The organism is Deinococcus aquiradiocola, assembly GCF_014646915.1.
GTDB lineage: Bacteria > Deinococcota > Deinococci > Deinococcales > Deinococcaceae > Deinococcus > Deinococcus aquiradiocola.
In genome coordinates this window covers 12,948-30,814 of sequence record NZ_BMOE01000011.1, presented here as the reverse complement: position 1 = coordinate 30,814, position 17,867 = coordinate 12,948, and the positions used below count along the sequence as shown (strand labels likewise).

Annotated in this window: 15 protein-coding genes; 8 read left to right on the top strand and 7 right to left on the bottom strand. The window is 69.2% G+C overall.

Going from position 1 to position 17,867, the window contains the following annotated elements; translation table 11 throughout:
• Positions 1-80: 80 nt before the first annotated feature.
• From IEY33_RS14260 to IEY33_RS14235, 6 genes are all read left to right on the top strand, one after another.
• Positions 81-1,445 (top strand): ROK family transcriptional regulator, encoded by a 1,365-nt coding sequence (locus tag IEY33_RS14260; RefSeq protein WP_188963964.1) that lies wholly within the window; start codon positions 81-83, stop codon positions 1,443-1,445.
• Positions 1,442-2,692, top strand: coding sequence for an ABC transporter substrate-binding protein (locus IEY33_RS14255; protein WP_188963963.1), 1,251 nt, complete (start codon positions 1,442-1,444; stop codon positions 2,690-2,692). The genes IEY33_RS14260 and IEY33_RS14255 overlap by 4 nt, the downstream gene beginning before the upstream one ends.
• A gap of 211 nt (positions 2,693-2,903) precedes the next feature.
• Positions 2,904-4,010, top strand: coding sequence for a carbohydrate ABC transporter permease (locus tag IEY33_RS14250; protein ID WP_188963962.1), 1,107 nt, complete (start codon positions 2,904-2,906; stop codon positions 4,008-4,010).
• A complete protein-coding gene (locus IEY33_RS14245; RefSeq protein WP_188963961.1) occupies positions 4,010-4,885 on the top strand; it encodes a carbohydrate ABC transporter permease in 876 nt (291 codons plus the stop codon). The genes IEY33_RS14250 and IEY33_RS14245 overlap by 1 nt, the downstream gene beginning before the upstream one ends.
• Before the next feature lie 291 nt (positions 4,886-5,176).
• Positions 5,177-7,096 (top strand): sensor histidine kinase, encoded by a 1,920-nt coding sequence (locus tag IEY33_RS14240; RefSeq protein ID WP_188963960.1) that lies wholly within the window; start codon positions 5,177-5,179, stop codon positions 7,094-7,096.
• Positions 7,097-7,173: 77 nt separating this feature from the next.
• The gene (locus tag IEY33_RS14235; RefSeq protein ID WP_188963959.1) at positions 7,174-7,626 is read left to right on the top strand and encodes a response regulator; all 453 of its coding nucleotides are present in this window, start codon (positions 7,174-7,176) and stop codon (positions 7,624-7,626) included.
• A 117-nt stretch (positions 7,627-7,743) separates the two neighbouring features.
• Here IEY33_RS14235 and IEY33_RS14230 read toward each other — a convergent pair whose 3' ends face one another.
• The 4 genes from IEY33_RS14230 to IEY33_RS14215 all read right to left on the bottom strand — a co-directional run bounded on the left by IEY33_RS14230 (position 7,744) and on the right by IEY33_RS14215 (position 12,130).
• Complete coding sequence (locus IEY33_RS14230) at positions 7,744-9,240, bottom strand: ATP cone domain-containing protein (protein ID WP_188963958.1); 1,497 nt, start codon at positions 9,238-9,240, stop codon at positions 7,744-7,746.
• A gap of 96 nt (positions 9,241-9,336) precedes the next feature.
• On the bottom strand, positions 9,337-9,939 hold the full coding sequence (locus IEY33_RS14225; RefSeq protein ID WP_188963957.1) for a TetR/AcrR family transcriptional regulator: 603 nt from the start codon (positions 9,937-9,939) through the stop codon (positions 9,337-9,339).
• Between the two features lie 84 nt (positions 9,940-10,023).
• Positions 10,024-10,683 (bottom strand): potassium channel family protein, encoded by a 660-nt coding sequence (locus IEY33_RS14220; protein WP_188963956.1) that lies wholly within the window; start codon positions 10,681-10,683, stop codon positions 10,024-10,026.
• Positions 10,684-10,765: 82 nt separating this feature from the next.
• Complete coding sequence (locus IEY33_RS14215; RefSeq protein ID WP_188963955.1) at positions 10,766-12,130, bottom strand: TrkH family potassium uptake protein; 1,365 nt, start codon at positions 12,128-12,130, stop codon at positions 10,766-10,768.
• Positions 12,131-12,224: 94 nt separating this feature from the next.
• On the opposite strand from IEY33_RS14215, the gene IEY33_RS14210 reads away from it, so the two are divergent.
• Positions 12,225-13,175, top strand: coding sequence for a type I phosphomannose isomerase catalytic subunit (locus IEY33_RS14210; RefSeq protein ID WP_188963954.1), 951 nt, complete (start codon positions 12,225-12,227; stop codon positions 13,173-13,175).
• A gap of 61 nt (positions 13,176-13,236) precedes the next feature.
• On the opposite strand, the gene IEY33_RS14205 is transcribed toward IEY33_RS14210, so the two are convergent.
• The 3 genes from IEY33_RS14205 to IEY33_RS14195 all read right to left on the bottom strand — a co-directional run bounded on the left by IEY33_RS14205 (position 13,237) and on the right by IEY33_RS14195 (position 15,982).
• On the bottom strand, positions 13,237-14,517 hold the full coding sequence (locus IEY33_RS14205) for an HD domain-containing protein (protein WP_188963953.1): 1,281 nt from the start codon (positions 14,515-14,517) through the stop codon (positions 13,237-13,239).
• A gap of 68 nt (positions 14,518-14,585) precedes the next feature.
• Positions 14,586-14,831: a DdrH gene (locus IEY33_RS14200; protein WP_188963952.1), complete on the bottom strand. Its 246-nt coding sequence runs from the start codon at positions 14,829-14,831 to the stop codon at positions 14,586-14,588.
• A gap of 92 nt (positions 14,832-14,923) precedes the next feature.
• Positions 14,924-15,982 (bottom strand): glucose-1-phosphate thymidylyltransferase, encoded by a 1,059-nt coding sequence (locus IEY33_RS14195; RefSeq protein WP_188963951.1) that lies wholly within the window; start codon positions 15,980-15,982, stop codon positions 14,924-14,926.
• A 198-nt stretch (positions 15,983-16,180) separates the two neighbouring features.
• On the opposite strand from IEY33_RS14195, the gene IEY33_RS14190 reads away from it, so the two are divergent.
• Complete coding sequence (locus tag IEY33_RS14190) at positions 16,181-17,590, top strand: phosphoglucomutase/phosphomannomutase family protein (RefSeq protein ID WP_188963950.1); 1,410 nt, start codon at positions 16,181-16,183, stop codon at positions 17,588-17,590.
• The last annotated feature ends 277 nt before the right edge of the window (positions 17,591-17,867 follow it).

The following is a 17,867-nucleotide window of genomic DNA, read 5'->3' as shown; positions in this document are numbered from 1 at the left end:
TGGGTTCATCTTACTGCCCCGCGCCGCACCCCGACCTGCCCCAGGCTTCCGTCGCCTCCGTCCCCCCTGCCAGGAGTCCCATGAACTACGACGTTCTCGACATGGCCGCTGTGCGCGTACAGCACAGTCTGCTGCTGCTCCAGCTGCTCTGGCAGCAGGACGCGCCGCGGATCGACCTGTCGCGCCGCGTGGGCCTGTCGAGGAGCGCCATCAGCAGCATCGTGCAGGACCTGCTGTCGGCCGGACTGGTGCACGAGGTCGGGGCGCGCGTCAGCGAACGGGTGGGCCGCCGCGCCACCATGCTCAGCCTCAACCAGACGGCCGCGTACCTGCTGAGCATCGACCTCGGTGCGAGCCACGTCCGCGTGGCCCTGCTGGACCTGCGCTGCACCGTGATCGCCAGCTGCGAGCAGCCGCACGACATCCGCACCGGTCCGGCCGACACGTACACCCTGATGCGCCGCCTGTCGCTGGACGTGCTGGCCCAGGCGGGCGTGCCCGAAGCGCACGTCGCGGCGGTCGGCGTCGGTATTCCCGGCCCGGTCGACTTCCGGACCGGTGAGGTCATCCGCCCGCCCAACATGACCGGCTGGGACGGCCAGAACGTCTCCCGTTCGCTCGGTGAACTGTTCAGCGTGCCGGTCCTCGTCGACAACGACGCGAACCTCGGCGCGCTCGCCGAATGGAAGTTCGGGGAGCGCCGCGGCACGCCGGACCTCATCTACATCAAGGCCGCGACCGGCATCGGGTCCGGCGTGCTGCTCGGCGGGCGACTGCACCGCGGCGTGAGCGGCGGCGCGGGCGAGATCGGGCACATCAGCATCAACGAACAGGGCCCGCTCGGCCGCAGCGGCAACCCCGGCAGTCTCGAAAGCTACGCGGCGGCCGGCGTGGTCCTCTCCAAGATGCGCACCCGCCTGCACCGCTACCCCGGCACGTCCCTCACCGAGGACAGCCGCATGGGCGACCTGACCCGGCTGAGCGGCACGGACCCCCTGGCGCGCGACCTGTGGGCCGAAGTGGGCCGTCACCTCGGCGTCGCCATCACCACCACCCTCAACCTCTTCAATCCGTCCGCCGTCGTGATCGGCGGGCAGATGGCCGCCGCGGGCGAACCGCTGCTGTGCGCCGTGCGTCAGGTGGTGCAGGAGCGCGCCATGCAGGTCAACCGCGGCGACGTCAGCATCACCGGCAGCACCCTGGGCCGCGACATCGGCGTGCTCGGTGCGGGCGTCATGATGCTCGAACTGCTGTACTCGCCCGCCGGGATCGGGCAACTCACCCGCGTCAGCCGCGCCACGGCCCAGAACGCCTCGGGGTCGCGCGCGCCCCCACCGGTCCAGGCGGCCCGGCGAGAAGTTCCGTCCGCTTTCCCTCCCACGCCCGTCCCACGGGTGCCGCTGTCCGCTTCACCATCCACGTCCCTCACGGAGGACTTTTCATGAAGAACCGCACCAAGACCGCCATCGTCACCGTCACCGCCGCAGCCCTGCTCGCCAGCGCTGCCCAGGCGGCCGGCAAGCTCGAGATCTTCTCGTGGTGGGCCGGTGACGAAGGCCCCGCCCTTGCCGCGCTCGTCAAGCTGTACAACGCCAAGTACCCCAGCGTGACCGTGGACAACGCCACCGTCACCGGCGGCGCCGGCACGAACGCCAAGGCCGTCCTCAAGACCCGCATGCTCGGCGGCGATCCGCCGGACAGCTTCCAGGCGCACGCCGGCCAGGAACTCACCGGCACGTGGGTCGTCGCGGGCCGCATGGAGGACCTGAGCAGCCTCTACAAGAGCGAAGGCTGGGCCAGCAAGTTCCCCAAGGCCGTCATCGACCTCATCAGCTACAAGGGCGGCATCTACAGCGTGCCCGTCAACGTGCACCGCAGCAACGTGATGTGGTACGTGCCCGCCACCCTCAAGAAGATGGGCGTCACCGCCCCCACCAGCTGGTCCACCTTCCTCACCACCTGCAACAAGCTCAAGGCGAAGGGCATGGCCACCCCCCTCGTCATGGGTGAGAACTGGACCCAGCAGATGATCTGGGAGTCCGTCGCCGTCGGCGTGCTCGGCCCCAAAGGCTGGAACGACCTGTGGAGCGGCAAGCTGAAGTTCACGGACCCCCGCGTGGTCGGCGTGTTCACCACCTACGGCAAGGTCCTCGACTGCGCCAACAAGGACGCCGCCGGCCTCAGCTGGCAGCAGGCCACCGACCGCGTGCTGTCCGGTCAGGCCGCCTTCAACATCATGGGTGACTGGGCCGCCGGGTACCTCACCACCACCAAGAAGCTGAAGGCCGGCACCGACTTCGCCTGGAGCGCCAGCCCCAGCACGAACGGCACCTTCATCATGCTCGCCGACTCCTTCGGCCTGCCCAAGGGCGCCAAGGACAAGACCGAAGTCATGAACTGGCTCAAGCTGCTCGGCAGCAAGGAAGGCCAGGACACCTTCAACCCCCTCAAGGGCAGCATCGCCGCCCGTACCGACAGCGACCTGAGCAAGTACAGCACGTACAGCCAGAGCGCCGCCAAGGACTGGAAGAGCAAGGTCATCGTGGGCAGCATGGTGCACGGCGCCGCCGCCAACGAAGCCTTCACCAGCGGCTTCGGCAGCATCAACGACGCCTTCGTCAGCAACCGCGACGCGAAGGCCGCCGCCCAGGCCGCCCAGGACCTGGCCACCAAGTCCAAGATCGGCATGTAAACCCACGGCCGGAGCGCGGCCCAGCCACGCTCCCGGCACGCCTCCGGTGCGCCCCAGCGGCCACCGGAGGTTTCAGGGTCCGGCCCCCACCCACAAGAGAAGGCCCGACCCGCGCCACGGGCAGGCACGCCACCCGCAGCGCACGCACCGCACCCCCCAACACCAGAAGCTCCTTTGAGGTCGCCACAATGAGAAACCACAGGTCCACCCTATGAAGAACACCGATCGCCTCTGGTCCAAGATCGTGCTGGCCCCGTCGATCATTTTGCTCGCCATTTTCGTGTACGGCTTCATTGCCCGCACCGGCTACACCAGCCTCACCGACTGGGGCAACGACCCCGTTCAGGCGATGAGCCTCACGCCCGTCATCAAATTCATCGGGCTGCAGAACTACACCGACCTCTTCACCGGCGGCCTGAACGTCCGTTTCCGGCAGGACATGATCAGCACCCTGTTCTTCACGGTGTTCTTCATCGCCGGCTGCCTCGGGCTGGGCCTCACGCTCGCCCTGATGCTCGACCGCAACCCGCGCGGCGAGGGCCTGTGGCGCACCATCTTCCTGTTCCCCATGAGCCTGTCCTTCATCGTGACCGGCACCATCTGGCGCTGGATGCTGCAGCCGCAGGGCGGCCTGAACCAGCTGCTGCACCTCGACCCCGCCAAGAGCGAATGGCTCACCAGCCGCGGCAGCATCCTGTCCTTCGACTGGAACAAGATCCCGCTCATCACGGCCGCCGTGGTCGCCGTCGTGCTGGGCGTCGTGGCGTTCCAGGCGATGCGGGCCGGTCAGCGCACCCGCACGCTCGTCGCGGCCGGCTGTGCGGCCCTGCTGCTCGTGTGGGCGCTGTTCGTCGGCCCGAACGTCAAGCTGCTGCCCGCCCCCGAACTGCACGGCTTCAACCTTGCCTTCATCGGCATCATCATCGCCGCCGTGTGGCAGATGAGCGGCTACACCATGGCGCTGTACCTCGCGGGCCTGCGCGGCATTCCCGAAGAGATCCGCGAGGCGGCCCGCGTGGACGGCGCCGGCGAGTGGGACACGTACCGTCACGTCATCTTCCCGCTGCTCGCCCCGATCACGCTGTCCGCCATGATCGTGCTCGGCCACATCAGCCTGAAGATCTTCGACCTGGTGTTCGCCATGACCGGCCCCGACAACGCCGCCACGGACGTACCCGCCCTGCTGATGTACATCACGTCCTTCCGCCAGAACGCCTTCGCGGTCGGCGCGGCCATCGGGACGGTGCTGCTGCTGCTCGTCGCCGTGATCATCGTTCCGTACCTGGCGAGCCAGTTCAAGACCGAGGAGGCCCGCTGATGACCACCACCCCCATCTCGCTCAGCAAGTCCGAAACGACCCTGCCGCCCGCCCGGCCCGCCCTCAAGCCCGGCCGCATCCTGATGTACGCCGGTCTGCTCGTCGCGTCGCTGTTCTTCCTGCTGCCCGTGTACCTGCTGATCGTGACGGCCTTCAAGACGCCGGACGCCATCAACCTCGCCACCACCTGGCAGCTCCCGAAGGGCCTGAACTGGTCGAGCTTCAGCGACGCGTGGGCGAAGGTCGGCGGGAACATGGGCAACAGCCTGTTCCTCGCCGTGACCGCCACCACCCTCAGCGCGCTGCTCGGCAGCCTGAACGGCTACGCGCTCAGCAAGTGGAAGTTCCGGGGCGCGAACACCCTCTTCGCGCTGATGCTGTTCGGGATGTTCATCCCGTACCAGTCGGTGCTGATCCCGCTCTTCCAGTTCGTGAAGTCCCTCGGCCTGTACGGCAGCATCTGGGCGCTGGTGCTCGCGCACGTCGTGTACGGCATCCCGATCACCACCCTGATCTTCCGGAACTTCTACGCCGACGTGCCGGACGCCCTGATCGAGGCGGCCACCATCGACGGCGCGGGCTTCTGGAGCATCTACGGCAAGGTCATCTTCCCGATCAGCATTCCCGGCTTCGTGGTCGTGGTGATCTGGCAGTTCACGCAGGTCTGGAACGAGTTCCTGTTCGCCGCGACCCTCACGAGCACCAGCAGCCAGCCCGTCACGTACGCGCTCGCGCAGCTCGCGGGCGGTCAGGCGGTCAGCTGGAACCTGCCGATGGCGGGCGCGATCCTGGCGGCCATCCCCACCCTGCTCGTGTACATCGTGCTGGGCCGGTACTTCGTGCGCGGCCTGCTGGCGGGCAGCGTCAAGGGCTGAGCCGCCCCGTCCCGCTCCGTGCCGGGCCGTTCCGAAAGGGGCGGCCCGGTTCGCGTGCAGGTCCTGTACCCGCTGATGTGGCCGCATGTGGAGGCCCTGGAGGATAGTTCACCATGTCTTCACTGGAGGCTACGCTACACTTCCAGTACCGCGCCAGCACAGGCCGACAGGGGAGAGCGTCACCGCGGGTGCAGTCACACGGTGAACACGACGACGGCAGGAACAGGACAGACGAGGTGTGGCTGGAGGCCGGGGGGCAGACGTGGCACGTGAGCGAAGCAGTGACAACCGATGACTGAACGTCCCTTCGCGCGCCCGTCCCCGGACAACACGCAACCCGTCCCGGCCCCCACCCGGCCGAGAAGCGTGATCGTTCATGTCATGGCGCGCATGGTGCCCGCCTGGGTGGCGCTCGCACTCGTGCTGCTCGCGCTGCTGAGCGTGCTGCTGCTGCTGCGTTCCCACGCCCTGAACCTGCAGCGCGCCTCCAGCAACCTGAACGCCACCGAACGCCTGCGCGCCGACGTGCTCGACATGGAGACCGGACTGCGCGGCTACGCCCTGACCGGCTCACCGGAATTCCTGCAGCCGTATGACCACGTGATCGGCACGCTCGGCCCGCACCTGCAGGCCTTCCGGGAGGCGGCGCAGGCGACCGGGATGACGCGCGTGAACCGCGCCGCGACCGAAGCCGAGGTGCTGATCGTGCAGTGGCGGCAGACGTACGCCGGGCCGGTCCTCACGCGCGGCCCGGGCGCCCGCCGCGACCTGGAGCTCGCCCGACTCGGCAAGCGCCTCGTGGACGACATCCGCGTGCAGCTCGACGTGGTCGAGGAGGCCGGGCACGCGCAGGTGAACGGCATTCAGGGCCAGATTGCGGGCCTCGCCGGGCGCTGGCTGCCGCTCCTGACCCTGCTGTCGCTGCTGGCCCTGGCGCTGAATCTGTGGGTGCTGATTCGCCTCGCCACCGAGATCCGTGACGGCCTGCGCCACGTGACGCAGCCGGACGCGCTGCCCGCCTGGCTGCGCTGGCAGGAGAGCGTCGAGGCCCGCGCCAGCGTGGACACCCGCGTGAGCGCCGTGCAGGGCGAACTGGCCCGCGAGCGCGAGGAACGCCGCCGTACCGGCCTCACCCTGGACGGCGTACTGAACACCATGACCTCCCAGCTGTGGGTGCTGGACGAGTACGGCAGCGTCACGCGCATCAACCGCGCGGGCCTGCAGGCACTGCACCTGCACGACCAGCCCCCGCAGGGCACGCGCCTGCAGGACCTCTGGCCGGAACTCGCGCAGCTGTACCTGCACGGCGACACCCTGCCGGACGAGCCGCAGGAACTCCCTACCCCGGACGGCCCGCGCTGGTTCCTGCTGCAGCGCGACGAGCAGGAACGCGGTACGCTGCTGCTCCTCACGGACGTCACGCCGCTGCAGCTGTCCCGGCACGCGCTGGAGGCCAGCAACGTCAACCTCACGCGCTCCAACACCGACCTCGAACACTACGCCTTCGTGGCGTCCCACGACCTGCAGGAACCGCTGCGGACCATCGCGAGCTTCGCGGGCCTGCTCCTCGCCACGCAGGGCGACCGCCTCGACGAACGCGGACAGTTCTACGCCCGCAACGTCATCGAGGGCGCCGAACGCCTCAAGCGCCTCATTCAGGACCTGCTGAGCTTCGCGAAGGTCCGCGCCGAGCAGCTGGAGTTCGCGCCCGTCGACATGACCCACGTCACGCACGCCGTCCTCGCCACGCTGGAGGAAGAGGTGGGACGCTGCGCCGCCCACGTGACGGTCGCCCCCCTGCCGCCCGTGCTGGGCCGTGAGAGCCTCATCACGCAGCTGCTCTTCAACCTGATGCAGAACGCCCTGAAATTCTGCCGTGACGACCTGACGCTCCACCTGAACGTGCACGCCGAACCGCAGGGCGACTTCGTGCGCTTCACGGTCGAGGACAACGGCATCGGGATCGCGCCGGAGTACCAGGAGCAGGTGTTCGTGATCTTCCAGCGCCTGCACGGCCGCGCCCGCTACCAGGGCAACGGACTGGGCCTCGCCATCTGCCGCCGGATCGTGGAACTGCACGGGGGACGCATCTGGCTGGAGTCGCAGGAAGGGATGGGATGCCGCTTTCACTTCACCCTGCCTGCCGCTAGACTGGACGGCAGCCCGGAAGACAGCGCACCGCTGGACCGGCCCCGGCCCGGCACCCCCTGAAGGGCCTGGACCGGGAGGCCCCTCACGTCCCCCGCACGGCCACCCCGGCGCGCTGCGAACGCTTCACCCCTGACCCCATGCCACAGAACCTGAAAACAATCCGCATCCTGATGGCCGAGGACAACGACATGGACGTGTTCCTCGTCCGTGAAGCCTTCGACCAGGGCCGTCTGGCCGTGCACCTCGACGTGACCGAGAACGGCGTGGACGCCCTCGCGTACCTGCGCCGCGAGGGTCAGTACGCGGACCGGCCCCGCCCGGACCTCGTGATGCTCGACATCAACATGCCGCGCCTCGACGGACTCAGCACCCTGAAGGCCATCCGTGAAGACCCGGACCTGCGGACCCTGCCGGTCATCATGCTGACCACCTCGGACGCCGAGACGGACGTGCTGCGCAGCTACGAGAGCTTCGCGAACGCGTACATCGTCAAGCCGATCAGCATGGACAACTTCTTCTCGGTCATCCGCACCTTCGAGGACTTCTGGTTCTCGGTCGTGCGCCTCCCGCAGGTGCCCGCCGGAACCTGAACCTCACCCCTTCGCGGCGGCACACCCCGGGAGTCGGCACGGACCAGTTCCGTGCCGACTCCCGGCTTTCGTACCGGACGGTGCGGCACGGACGAACCGGCGTCCGGACGACCCGTCCTACTCGTTCTCCTGCCTCGCGGCCACGGCGCTCGCCTCGGCGTTCCCGAGCAGGTCGGCGCGTTCCTGCGCGGACAGTTCCGCCAGGACGCGCTGCAACACCAGTCCGACCGCGCGGTCGGCGGACTCGTCGAGGCTCAGGCCGTCCAGGCGCGGCACGTTCAGCTGTTCCGCGAGGCGTTCCAGGTAGCCCTGCATGGCGCGGATCTCGTCGAAGTACTTCATGTAGCGCGTGCGGGGCCGCTGCTGACGGCTCTCCAGGGCGCGCGACTCGAAGTGGCTGCGGTGCTCGTCGTCGCTCGGCAGCGTGATGAGGAGCGGCACGACGATGGCCGCGCCGAACTCCTCGGTCGGCAGGTAGCCGGGCACGAGGTGCACGCCCTCCAGCACCATGCTCACGCCCTCCGCGAGGCTGCGGCGCACGACGGCGCCCAGGCCCACGCTCACCTGCTGCACCTGTTCACGGAAGCCTGCCAGCAGCTGCCGTTCGCTGGGGTGCTCGGGGGAGTCCTGCTCGGGCGGCACGAGGGCCTCCCAGGCGTTGAAGGTGCTGGCGTGCAGCGTCGGGATGAGGGCCGGGCTCACCATGGCACGCATCACCTCGCGGATCGAGTCGGTAGACACGATGCGCGAGATGCCGAGCCGGTACGCGATCTCGGACGCGAGCAGGCTCTTGCCGGTGCCGCTCACGCCGCCCAGCAGCACCACGAGCGGGCGGGGCGGTTTGCGGATCACGCGCAGCAGACGGTAGCGGGCCGCGACCTCCGGGCCGACCTCGCCGCGCAGGAGTTCCTCGACCTTCTCGCGGATCTGCGCGCGGTCCACCACGCGGTCGTCCGCGCCGCGCAGCTGCCGCTGCGTGCTGCGCGCCACCTTGCGGGCGTAGTCGGGCGGCACGCCCGCCGCCAGCAGCGACTGCACCAGGATGCCTTTCGAGAAGGGGGTCGGCAGGGTGCTCTCGCTGGTGAACACGCCGAGCCGCCCGCGGTTGTAGCGCAGGAAGCGGTACGTGAGGCGCATCTGGTTGCCGTACTGCTCGCCGAGAATGCGTTCGGTCAGGTCGTCGATCTCGTCGGCGGAGATGCGCTGCACGCCGTCACGGCGCAGCCACAGGTCCACCTGACTCGCCACGGAGTAAGCCTCGCGCGGCGCGAGACCCAGGTCCTCCAGGCTGCGGGCCAGCACGCCGCGCGAGAACGGCAGTTCACGCTTCTGCGTCTGCACGATGATGTCCTGAAAGGCCGCCACCTGCCGTTCCACCTCGCGCGTCACGTCCGGCGGCAGCAGCTGACGGCTGAACCGGGTCATCAGGGTCTTGAGCTCGTCGGCGCTGGTGTAGTGCGCGTCGCTGACGTGCAGGGCCTGCTCGACGCTGCGGGCCACCGTGACGGCCGCCGCCGGGTTCGCTCCGGCGTTCAGCAGGGATTCCACCACCAGTCCCCGCGAGAACGGCCAGTGCTGCTCGGCGTTCCCGATGTACAGTTCACCCTCGATCAACCGTCTCCCTCCTCCGGCCCGTGCAGGTCACGGGGTCACGGCATTGTACGGTGCGCGTGCCGCAGGCGTCCGGACATTCGGTGCGGCAGGGTGCGGTCAGCGGCGCATCACGCCGTCCATCAGGAAGCTCAGCGTGAGCCGCATCTCCTCCTGCAGGGACCGGCCGCCGCCGTAGGCGCTCCAGCGCAGCGCGATCATCAGGTACGTATCCGCGATCAGGTTGCTCATGCGGCTCAGGCTCAGGTCGCTGCGCAGCTGTCCGGCCTGCTGCATGGGGCGCAGGATCATCTCGATGACCTTTCCGAGCGGCAGGGCCTGATACGCGATCCGGGCGCGTTCCGGGTCGGGATTCAGCACCTCGTACGCGAGCGGCGGGATCAGGTCGCGCTCGTGCTCGTTCTGCTCCGCGAGGCGCATCCAGACTTCCTGCAGCACTGTGGCGGGCGGCGTGCCCTCCGCGAGGCGCGACTCGGCGAGCGCGCGCAGTTCCTCCACCACGGCGCTGCCGTAGTCGAGCAGCACCGCCTCCTTGTAGGGGTAGTAATTGAAGAAGGTACCGCGCGAGACGTTGCTCGCCTTGGCGATGTCGGTGGCGGTCGTCGTCTGAAAGCCGCCCTGCTTGAACAGTTCGATGGCAACGCCGTAGATGCGGGCGCGACGACGCTCTTTCTGCCGCTCTCGCAGCGATGCTGATTCCATATCCCTCAGGTATAGCGCAGCCGAGTCTAAATTTGAACCGGGCTTAAAAACACGCCCGGAGGGCCGGGCCGCCCGCCGCGCCCGTCAGCCGCCCAGGTACCGGCGCAGATCGTCGATGGCGTGCGCCAGACCGATCACGACCAGCTTGTCGTGCGCGCGCAGTTCCTCCTCGGCACGCGGCGAGATCTCCACCTTCCCGCCGCGCTTGATGGCGATCACCTGCACCCCGAACCGGCCCGTGAGGTTCACGTCGCGCAGGTTGCCGCGAATGCGTTCGTTCGCTTCCAGCTCCACGATCGCGTGATCGCTGCCCAGGTCGAGCGTGTCCACCAGGTTCGGCGTGGCGATCTGCCGCGCGATCCGCACGCCGCTGTCGTGCTCCGGCCGGATCACGAGGTCCGCCCCGATGCGTTCCAGCACGCGGCGCGCCATCTCGTCGATCGCCTTGGTGACCACGTACGGCGCACCGAGACTCTTGGCGTTCATGGTCGCCAGGATGGCCGCCTGCACGTCCGTCCCGATGCCCACCACCACCACGTCGAAGTCCGCCACCCCGATGGCCTTCAGGGCGCGCTCCTCGGTCGCGTCCAGCACGGCCGCGTGCGTGACGAGGTTCGTGACGTTCTCGACGTTGTCCTCGTTGGTGTCGACCGCCACGACCTCGTGACCCATCTCGTAGAGGGTCGTGGCGACCGCCGTCCCGAAGCGGCCCAGACCGATCACCAGACATTGTTTGCTCTTCATTCGGCTCCAGGGTATGTCGCGCCGCAGCCCGGATCAACAGGGACGCCCGGCCCGCCCGGTGAGCGGGGGAGGGGAGAGGCCCTCAGCCGACCAGGATGTCGCGTTCCGGCGGGTAGTTCACGTCGCGCACGCGGACGCTGCTGTTGAACGCCACCGCGAACGTGAGCGGCCCGATGCGCCCCACGTACATGAGCAGCAGCAGCAGCACGCGCTGCGCGGCGTTCGTGTCGGGCGTGGCGTTCATGGACAGTCCCGCCGTCGCGAAGGCGCTCACCGTCTCGAAGGTCAGGTGCAGGAAATCCAGGCGCGGGTCGCTGTTCAGGGCCAGCATCAGCATCAGGGCCACGCCCACGATCACGGTCGACAGCAGCGTCACGCTCAGCGCGCGCAGCACCGTCTCCTGATCCAGCCGCCGCCGGAACGCGATCAGCTCGCCGCGCCCGCGCACCATGTTCCACGCGCTGCCCAGCATCACGAAGGCCGTGCTCGTCTTGATGCCGCCGCCCGTCGAGCCGGGGTTCGCGCCGATGAACATCAGGAGGATCGTCAGGAACAGCGTCGCGGGCCGCATCAGCTCGTAATCCAGGGTGTTGAAGCCCGCCGTGCGCGGCGACACGCTGTGAAAGAAGCTCGCGAGTACTTTCGCGCCCACCCCGAGCGGCCCCAGCGTTCGCGGATTGCTCCACTCCAGCAGCGCGAACAGCGCCGTCCCGCCCACCAGCAGCACCGCCATGACGCTCAGCACGATGCGGCTGTGCACCAGCAGATGCTGCCGCCGCCGGTCCCGCAGGTGACCCAGGATGTTCGCCTGCACCAGGAACCCCGTCCCGCCCAGGATCACCAGCACCGGCACCACCACGCTCACCAGCGGGTCCGCCACGTACGGCGTGAGCCCCTGCGGCAGCAGCGTGAAGCCCGCGTTGTTGAACGCCATGACGGCGTGATACACGCTGTAGTACAGGCCCTGCCCCCACCCGAACTCCGGCACGAACCGCAGCGCCAGCAGCGCCGTTCCGCTCGCCTCGATCACGGCCGTGTACAGCAGGATGCTGCGCAGCAGGCCCAGCACGCCGCCCACGTTCAGGGCACTGATCTGCTGCGCGAGCAGCACCCGCTGCGAGAACGCGATGCGCCGCCGCGCCAGCAGCGCGAACAGCGTCCCGAGCGTCACGATGCCCAGCCCGCCCAGCTGAATGAGCAGCAGCAGCACGCACTGCCCGGTGAGCGTCAGGGTGCGCGGCAGGTCCACCACCGACAGGCCCGTCACGCACAGGGCGCTCGTGGCCATGAACAGCGCGTCCAGCGGCCCGAGCGCCTGACCGGGCCGCACCATGCCCGGCAGGCTCAGGAGCGCCCCGCCGATCAGGATGGCCAGCGCGAACGACAGCGCGATGAGCTGGGGCGGCGTGACGCGGGACAGCAGGGGTCTTCTCACAGGGCGGCTCATGACTGACGGGGCATTGTACCAGCCGCGGCCCGGCCCGGACGACCCACCTTCCCGCCCCCTGCACGCGGCGGCACGCGCTCGCTACCATGAAGGCATGCCGACCCTTCCCAGACTGCTGCCCCTCACGCCCCAGTTCCGCGAACGCGTCTGGGGCGGTGAACTCCTGCACCCCTCCTCCAGCGGCATGCCGATCGGGGAAGCGTGGATCGCGTACGGCGAGAGCGTCGTCACGGCCGGACCGCGCGCGGGCCTCACGGTGGACGACCTGCTGCGCGAGGACCGCGCGGCGCTGCTCGGCACGCGCGGCGCGGCGCAGGGCGGTTTCCCGCTCCTCATCAAGCTGCTCGACTGCGCCGACTGGCTGAGCGTCCAGGTGCACCCGAACGACCGGCAGGCGGAGAGCATGGTCGGCCCCGGCGAGCGCGGCAAGACCGAGGCGTGGCACATGCTGCGCGCCGCGCCGGACGCCGAGATCCTCGCGGGCGTGCAGGACGGCACCACCCGCGACGCGCTGGCGCACTCCATCCGCAGCGGCTCGGTCCTCGACGTCGCCGAACGCCACCGGGTCGAGGCGGGCGACACCGTCTTCATTCCCGCCGGGACACTGCACGCCCTCGGGCCGGGCCTGCTGCTGTACGAGGTGCAGCAGAGCAGCGACACCACATACCGCGTGTACGACTGGGACCGCCCCGCCAGCGCCGGCCGCGCCCTGCACCTGGAGGAATCCGTCGCCGTGACCGACCCCGCCCTGCGCGGCGACCTGCGCCCCGCCAGCGTCACGCACGGCCAGGGCACCCTCACGAGCAGCGCGTACTTCGAGCTGACCGGCCTGCGCCTCATGGCCGGTCACGCCTACACGGACGACACGGCCGGGCAGAGCGTGCAGATCGTGACCGTCACCGAAGGAGAGGCGGACCTCGTGAGCGGCGACGAGCGCCTCACGCTGCCGCAGTACGCCACGGCCCTCGTGACCGGCGCGGCCGGCACCTTCACGCTCACCGCGACCGGCGACACGCGCGTCCTGATCTCCACCCTGCCCGAATGACGTGACGGATGGTCGGGGTCGGCGCACGACCGGCCTGACCCCCGACGGACCGCCGCACCGCTCAGCGGGTCCCGGCGTCCCGCAGTTCGTCCCGCAGCCACAGCCGCGCCTCGTCCCGCACTTCCGGCGCGATGAACACGTACTCGGCACTCACGGGCGGCAGGTCCCGCAGCAGCCTCGACGACGCCTGGGCGGACTCCACCCCGCCGCGGCCCAGCAGCGGGAAGTCCAGCCGTCCGGGCCGCCGCTCGACCGGGTCGTACACCACCTGCGCCGGACCGAACCGCTCGCGCGCCGCGACCGCGATCTGCCGCGCGAGCGGCGCGCCCGGCTGCTGCCGCGAACGGTACAGCAGCCGGTAATGCTCCCGCCGCTCCAGCCGCCGTGCCCAGCGGTGCCCCGGCAGGCCCGGGTCCAGGTTCGCGAGCCGGATCGCGGCGAACACCTCGTTGTCCGTGAGCGCCAGGTGACGCTCCAGTCGCCCGGAGAAGCCGCCCGCCTCGCCCTGCGGGAGGAGCGGCGTGCCGAGCGCGTCGCGCAGGAACATCCCTAGGTGATGATCGTAGATGCGCCGCACCGGGTGAAAGTACAGCCCCTCGTACAGCGCGTCGCGCGTCGTGAGGAGCGCCTCGGCCGCCTGCAGCGCCCCGCCGTGCAGGCCCACTTCCAGGCCCGCCGGGCCGCGCAGCAGCACCAGCCGGTCCACCAGCCGCGCCGCGTCGAAGGTGCCGAGCACCGCGCCGCTGTGGTACGCGTCCCGCAGCAGGTAATCGATGCGGTCCGCGCCGAACGCGTCGCCCGTCACCAGGCTCGACAGGGCCGCCAGCCAGCCCGCCTCGGCCTCCGGTTCCCGCCCCGCCCCCCCGTGCGCGCCGACCGCGACGAGCGCCACGTCGTGCGGATCGACCTCCAGGGCCGCGAGCGGCGCGTCCAGAAACGCCGACACGATCAGGCGACCGCTCAGGTCCTCGTGCGACTGCCCGTCCGGCAGCAGGTCCTCCGCCGCGTGACTGAACGGCAGGTGCCCCACGTCGTGCAGCAGCGCCGCCGCCCGCAGCACCCGCCGCCAGTACGGGAGGTCCAGGCCGGACGGCAGCGCCGCCGCACCCGCCCAGCGTTCCGCGTTGCGCAGCAGGGCGTCGAAGGCGAGCCCCGCGAGGTGCATCACGCCCAGCGAGTGCTCGAAGCGCCGGTGCGTCGCGCCGGGATACACGTGACCGCTGTACGCCAGCTGGTGAATGTGCCTCAGGCGCTGCACGGGCGCGCTGTCGAGCAGCAGGCGTTCCGGCTGCGAGAGGCGCACGAAGCCGTGAATGGGGTCCTTGATCTCGTGCTGCCGCATGGAGGCCACACCCAAGCTTAACGCCCCGGGCCGTGAAGGCGCCGGGGCGTGTGTGGATGTGGGGTGGGTCAGGCCTGAACGGTGCTGCGGCGAGGGGGGGTGGGGGTGCGGTCCTGACTCTGCCCGGCCGCGAAGCCCGCCTGCGCGCCGAACTGCCACGCGAGTTTCAGCATCAGGGTGATGGCGTCCTCGTCCTGCGCGAGCACCAGCGCGTGCAGGTGCTCCGGCAGGCCCTCGGGCAGCGGCATCTGGCGCAGCTGCTCGCCGTACTCCGCCCGCAGCTGTTCAAACCACTCGGCATAGGGATTCGACATGCCCACAGGTTAACAAAACCACACTCAGATAATGTCAGCGGGAATGGATTTTCAAGGTCCAGTCAGCCGGCGACCACACCCGCCTACCACACTCAGGTCAGCTCGACGATGCTCGCGTCCGACAGCGTCAGCTTCAACGTCTTCGGAATGCGCCGCCCGCCCCGCACCACGGCCCGCAACCCGATCAGGCAGTCCTGCAGGCGCGTCTCCACGTCCTCGATCACGCACTCCTGCTCGATCACGCTGTGCTCCACCTCCGAGTTCCGGATCACGCTGCCCGCACCGATGCTCGTGAACGGCCCGATATACGCGTTCTCGATCACCACACCCTCACCGATCATGGCAGGCCCCACGATCTTGCAGTTCGTGACGCGCGCCGTCGCCGCCAGCGCCACCGGACCGGTCAGGCGCGAGTCCTCCACCGTCCCCAGACGCGCGTCTTCCAGCCGCTCCAGCAGCAGATGATTCGCCTCGATCAGGTCACGCGGCTGCCCCGTGTCCTTCCACCAGCCCTCCACCGTCTGCCCCAGCACCGTCTGCCCGTCGTCGATCAGGCCCTGAATCGCGTCCGTGATCTCGTACTCCCCACGCGCCGACGGCTTCAGCGACGCCAGCTGATCGAAGATCCGGCTCGAGAAGCAGTACACGCCCGCCACCGCCAGATTCGACGGCGGGTTCTGCGGCTTCTCCACCAGTCGCACGATCCTCTGCCCGTCCAGCTCCGCCACGCCGAAGGCCCTGGGGTTCTCCACCTCCACCAGCCCGATCACCGCCGACGGCCGCTCCCGCACGAACAGGTCCACGTACGCCCCCACACCGTTCTGGAAGAGGTTGTCGCCCAGGTACACGCACACGTCGTCCTCGCCCACCCACTCGCGCCCCATCAGGACCGCGTGCCCCAGGCCCAGCATCTCCGACTGCTCCAGGAACTCCAGCGTGACGCCCGGCAGGTCCTCCGTCGCCTGCTGTACCGCCGGACGCGTCACATCCGACACCACGATGCCGATTTCCGTGATGCCCGCCGCCTGCAGCGTCTCGATGGCATGCACGATGATGGGTTTCCCCGCCACGTTCAGGACGGGCTTGGGCCGCGTAAAGGTCAGGGGCCGCATCCGGGTTCCGAAACCAGCGGCAGGAATGATCGCTTTCATCTGGACCGATTGTAGAGGAGCGGACATGACGGGGACTTTAGAGTCCTCGAGGGAGACGCACGCGCGTCCTGGCGTTTCGGTGCCGTGCGGTATGTTCAGGACTGCACGACCAGGGGAGCCTACAGCCCCCGACGCCGGACGTTATCCAGCGGCACTCCGGACATGCGTCCAGTCAACTTAGGAGAAAAGGAGAACTCTATGCCCATCAAATTCGGAACGGACGGCTGGCGTGACATCATCGCTCAGGACTTCACCTACGACAACGTGGCCCGCGTGGCGGGCGCGCACGCACGGTACCTGCGCGCGCAGGGCGGGACGGACGTCGTGATCGGACACGACACCCGGTTCCAGGGCGAAGGCTTCGCGCGCGTCGCCGCCGACACCATGGCGGCCGCCGGGCTGAACGTCCACCTCGCGCAGGACTTCATTCCCACGCCCGCCCTGTCCTTCGCGGTCCGGCACCTGGGCGCGGCGGGCGGCGTGATGATCACCGCGAGCCACAACCCGCCCCCGTACAGCGGGTACAAGCTCAAGGGCCCCTATGGCGGGAGTGCCACGCCTGCCATCGTGACCGAGGTGGAACACGCCCTGCAGGCCCAGAGCGGCCCGGCTCCTGAAACGCCCGGCCACACGGGGACCCTCGACGTGCGCGAACCGTACTTCGCGGCCCTCGACGCCCTGCTGGACCTGCCCACCCTGCGGCAGTACCGCGGGCGCGTATTCCACGACGCGATGGGCGGCGCGGGCGCCGGATGGATCGAAGCGTACCTGACGCGCGCGGGGATTCCCGCGACCTTCGAGGCCATCCGGGGCGAGCCGACCCCCATGTTCTACGGCGTCAACCCGGAACCGATCCCGCAGAACCTCGCGGTGACCATGACGAGACTGCAGCACGAGGCCGGGGAGACCTTCGCGATCGTGACGGACGGCGACGCGGACCGCGTGGGGGCCGTCACGGCCGGCGGCCTCTTCTTCAACAGCCACCAGATCTTCGCCGTGCTCCTCAAACACCTCCACGACAAGGGCCTGCGCGGCCGGGTCGTGAAGACCGTGTCCGGCAGCGGCATCATCGACCGGCTGTGCGCGGTGCTTGGCCTCGAACTGCTGGAAACGCCGGTCGGCTTCAAGTACATCACGGACGCCTTCCTGGAAGGCGAGCAGGACCCCAGCCTCGCGGTGCTGATGGGCGGCGAGGAGTCCGGCGGTCTCGCGTCACGCGGACACATCCCCGAACGTGACGGGATCTTCAACGGCCTGCTGCTGCTCGAAGCGGTCGCCACGAGTGGACGCTCGCTCCCGCAGCTGTTCGCCGACATCGAGACACTCACCGGATTCCGGCACTTCTACGGCCGCAACGACCTGCACCTGCAGCCCGGACAGACCCGCGAGGCCCTCAGTGCCCAGGTGAGTGCCCTGACTGAACTCGCCGGACGCCGCGTGCTCGACGTCAACGCCAGGGACGGCGTCAAACTCCTCCTCGAAGGCGACGCGTTCGCGATGTTCCGCTTCTCCGGCACGGAACCGGTCGTCCGCGTGTACGTGGAAGCCCAGTCACAGGAGGAGCAGGAACGGATTCTCTCGACGGCCACCTCGCTCATCCGGACCTGACGCCCGGAGGGAGGCCGTCTGCCCCCCAATCTGATCGTTCGATGAGGCGCAGACGAGAGAAAAAGTTGTGACACCGCACGCATTTCGGGGTAATGTAATGGACGGTTTCAGGGACAAGCCCTCACGGGGCTGTCTGAAAGTTCGCGGACCGAAGACCCCGGGGGTTCAGGCCGGTAACGCTGAAGTCGACTCCACACACCGCACCGTGATACGCGTGCATCCGCTGCTCCAGATGGCACGATACCCATCCTGGAACAGCGCTCGCAGTCACGAAAAG

Coding starts and splice junctions, on each gene's coding strand:
- IEY33_RS14260 (WP_188963964.1), top strand. CDS start 81: ATGAACTACGACGTTCTCGACATGGCCGCTGTGCGCGTACAGCACAGT.
- IEY33_RS14255 (WP_188963963.1), top strand. CDS start 1,442: ATGAAGAACCGCACCAAGACCGCCATCGTCACCGTCACCGCCGCAGCC.
- IEY33_RS14250 (WP_188963962.1), top strand. CDS start 2,904: ATGAAGAACACCGATCGCCTCTGGTCCAAGATCGTGCTGGCCCCGTCG.
- IEY33_RS14245 (WP_188963961.1), top strand. CDS start 4,010: ATGACCACCACCCCCATCTCGCTCAGCAAGTCCGAAACGACCCTGCCG.
- IEY33_RS14240 (WP_188963960.1), top strand. CDS start 5,177: ATGACTGAACGTCCCTTCGCGCGCCCGTCCCCGGACAACACGCAACCC.
- IEY33_RS14235 (WP_188963959.1), top strand. CDS start 7,174: ATGCCACAGAACCTGAAAACAATCCGCATCCTGATGGCCGAGGACAAC.
- IEY33_RS14225 (WP_188963957.1), bottom strand. CDS start 9,939: ATGGAATCAGCATCGCTGCGAGAGCGGCAGAAAGAGCGTCGTCGCGCC.
- IEY33_RS14220 (WP_188963956.1), bottom strand. CDS start 10,683: ATGAAGAGCAAACAATGTCTGGTGATCGGTCTGGGCCGCTTCGGGACG.
- IEY33_RS14215 (WP_188963955.1), bottom strand. CDS start 12,130: ATGAGCCGCCCTGTGAGAAGACCCCTGCTGTCCCGCGTCACGCCGCCC.
- IEY33_RS14210 (WP_188963954.1), top strand. CDS start 12,225: ATGCCGACCCTTCCCAGACTGCTGCCCCTCACGCCCCAGTTCCGCGAA.
- IEY33_RS14205 (WP_188963953.1), bottom strand. CDS start 14,517: ATGCGGCAGCACGAGATCAAGGACCCCATTCACGGCTTCGTGCGCCTC.
- IEY33_RS14200 (WP_188963952.1), bottom strand. CDS start 14,831: ATGTCGAATCCCTATGCCGAGTGGTTTGAACAGCTGCGGGCGGAGTAC.
- IEY33_RS14195 (WP_188963951.1), bottom strand. CDS start 15,982: ATGAAAGCGATCATTCCTGCCGCTGGTTTCGGAACCCGGATGCGGCCC.
- IEY33_RS14190 (WP_188963950.1), top strand. CDS start 16,181: ATGCCCATCAAATTCGGAACGGACGGCTGGCGTGACATCATCGCTCAG.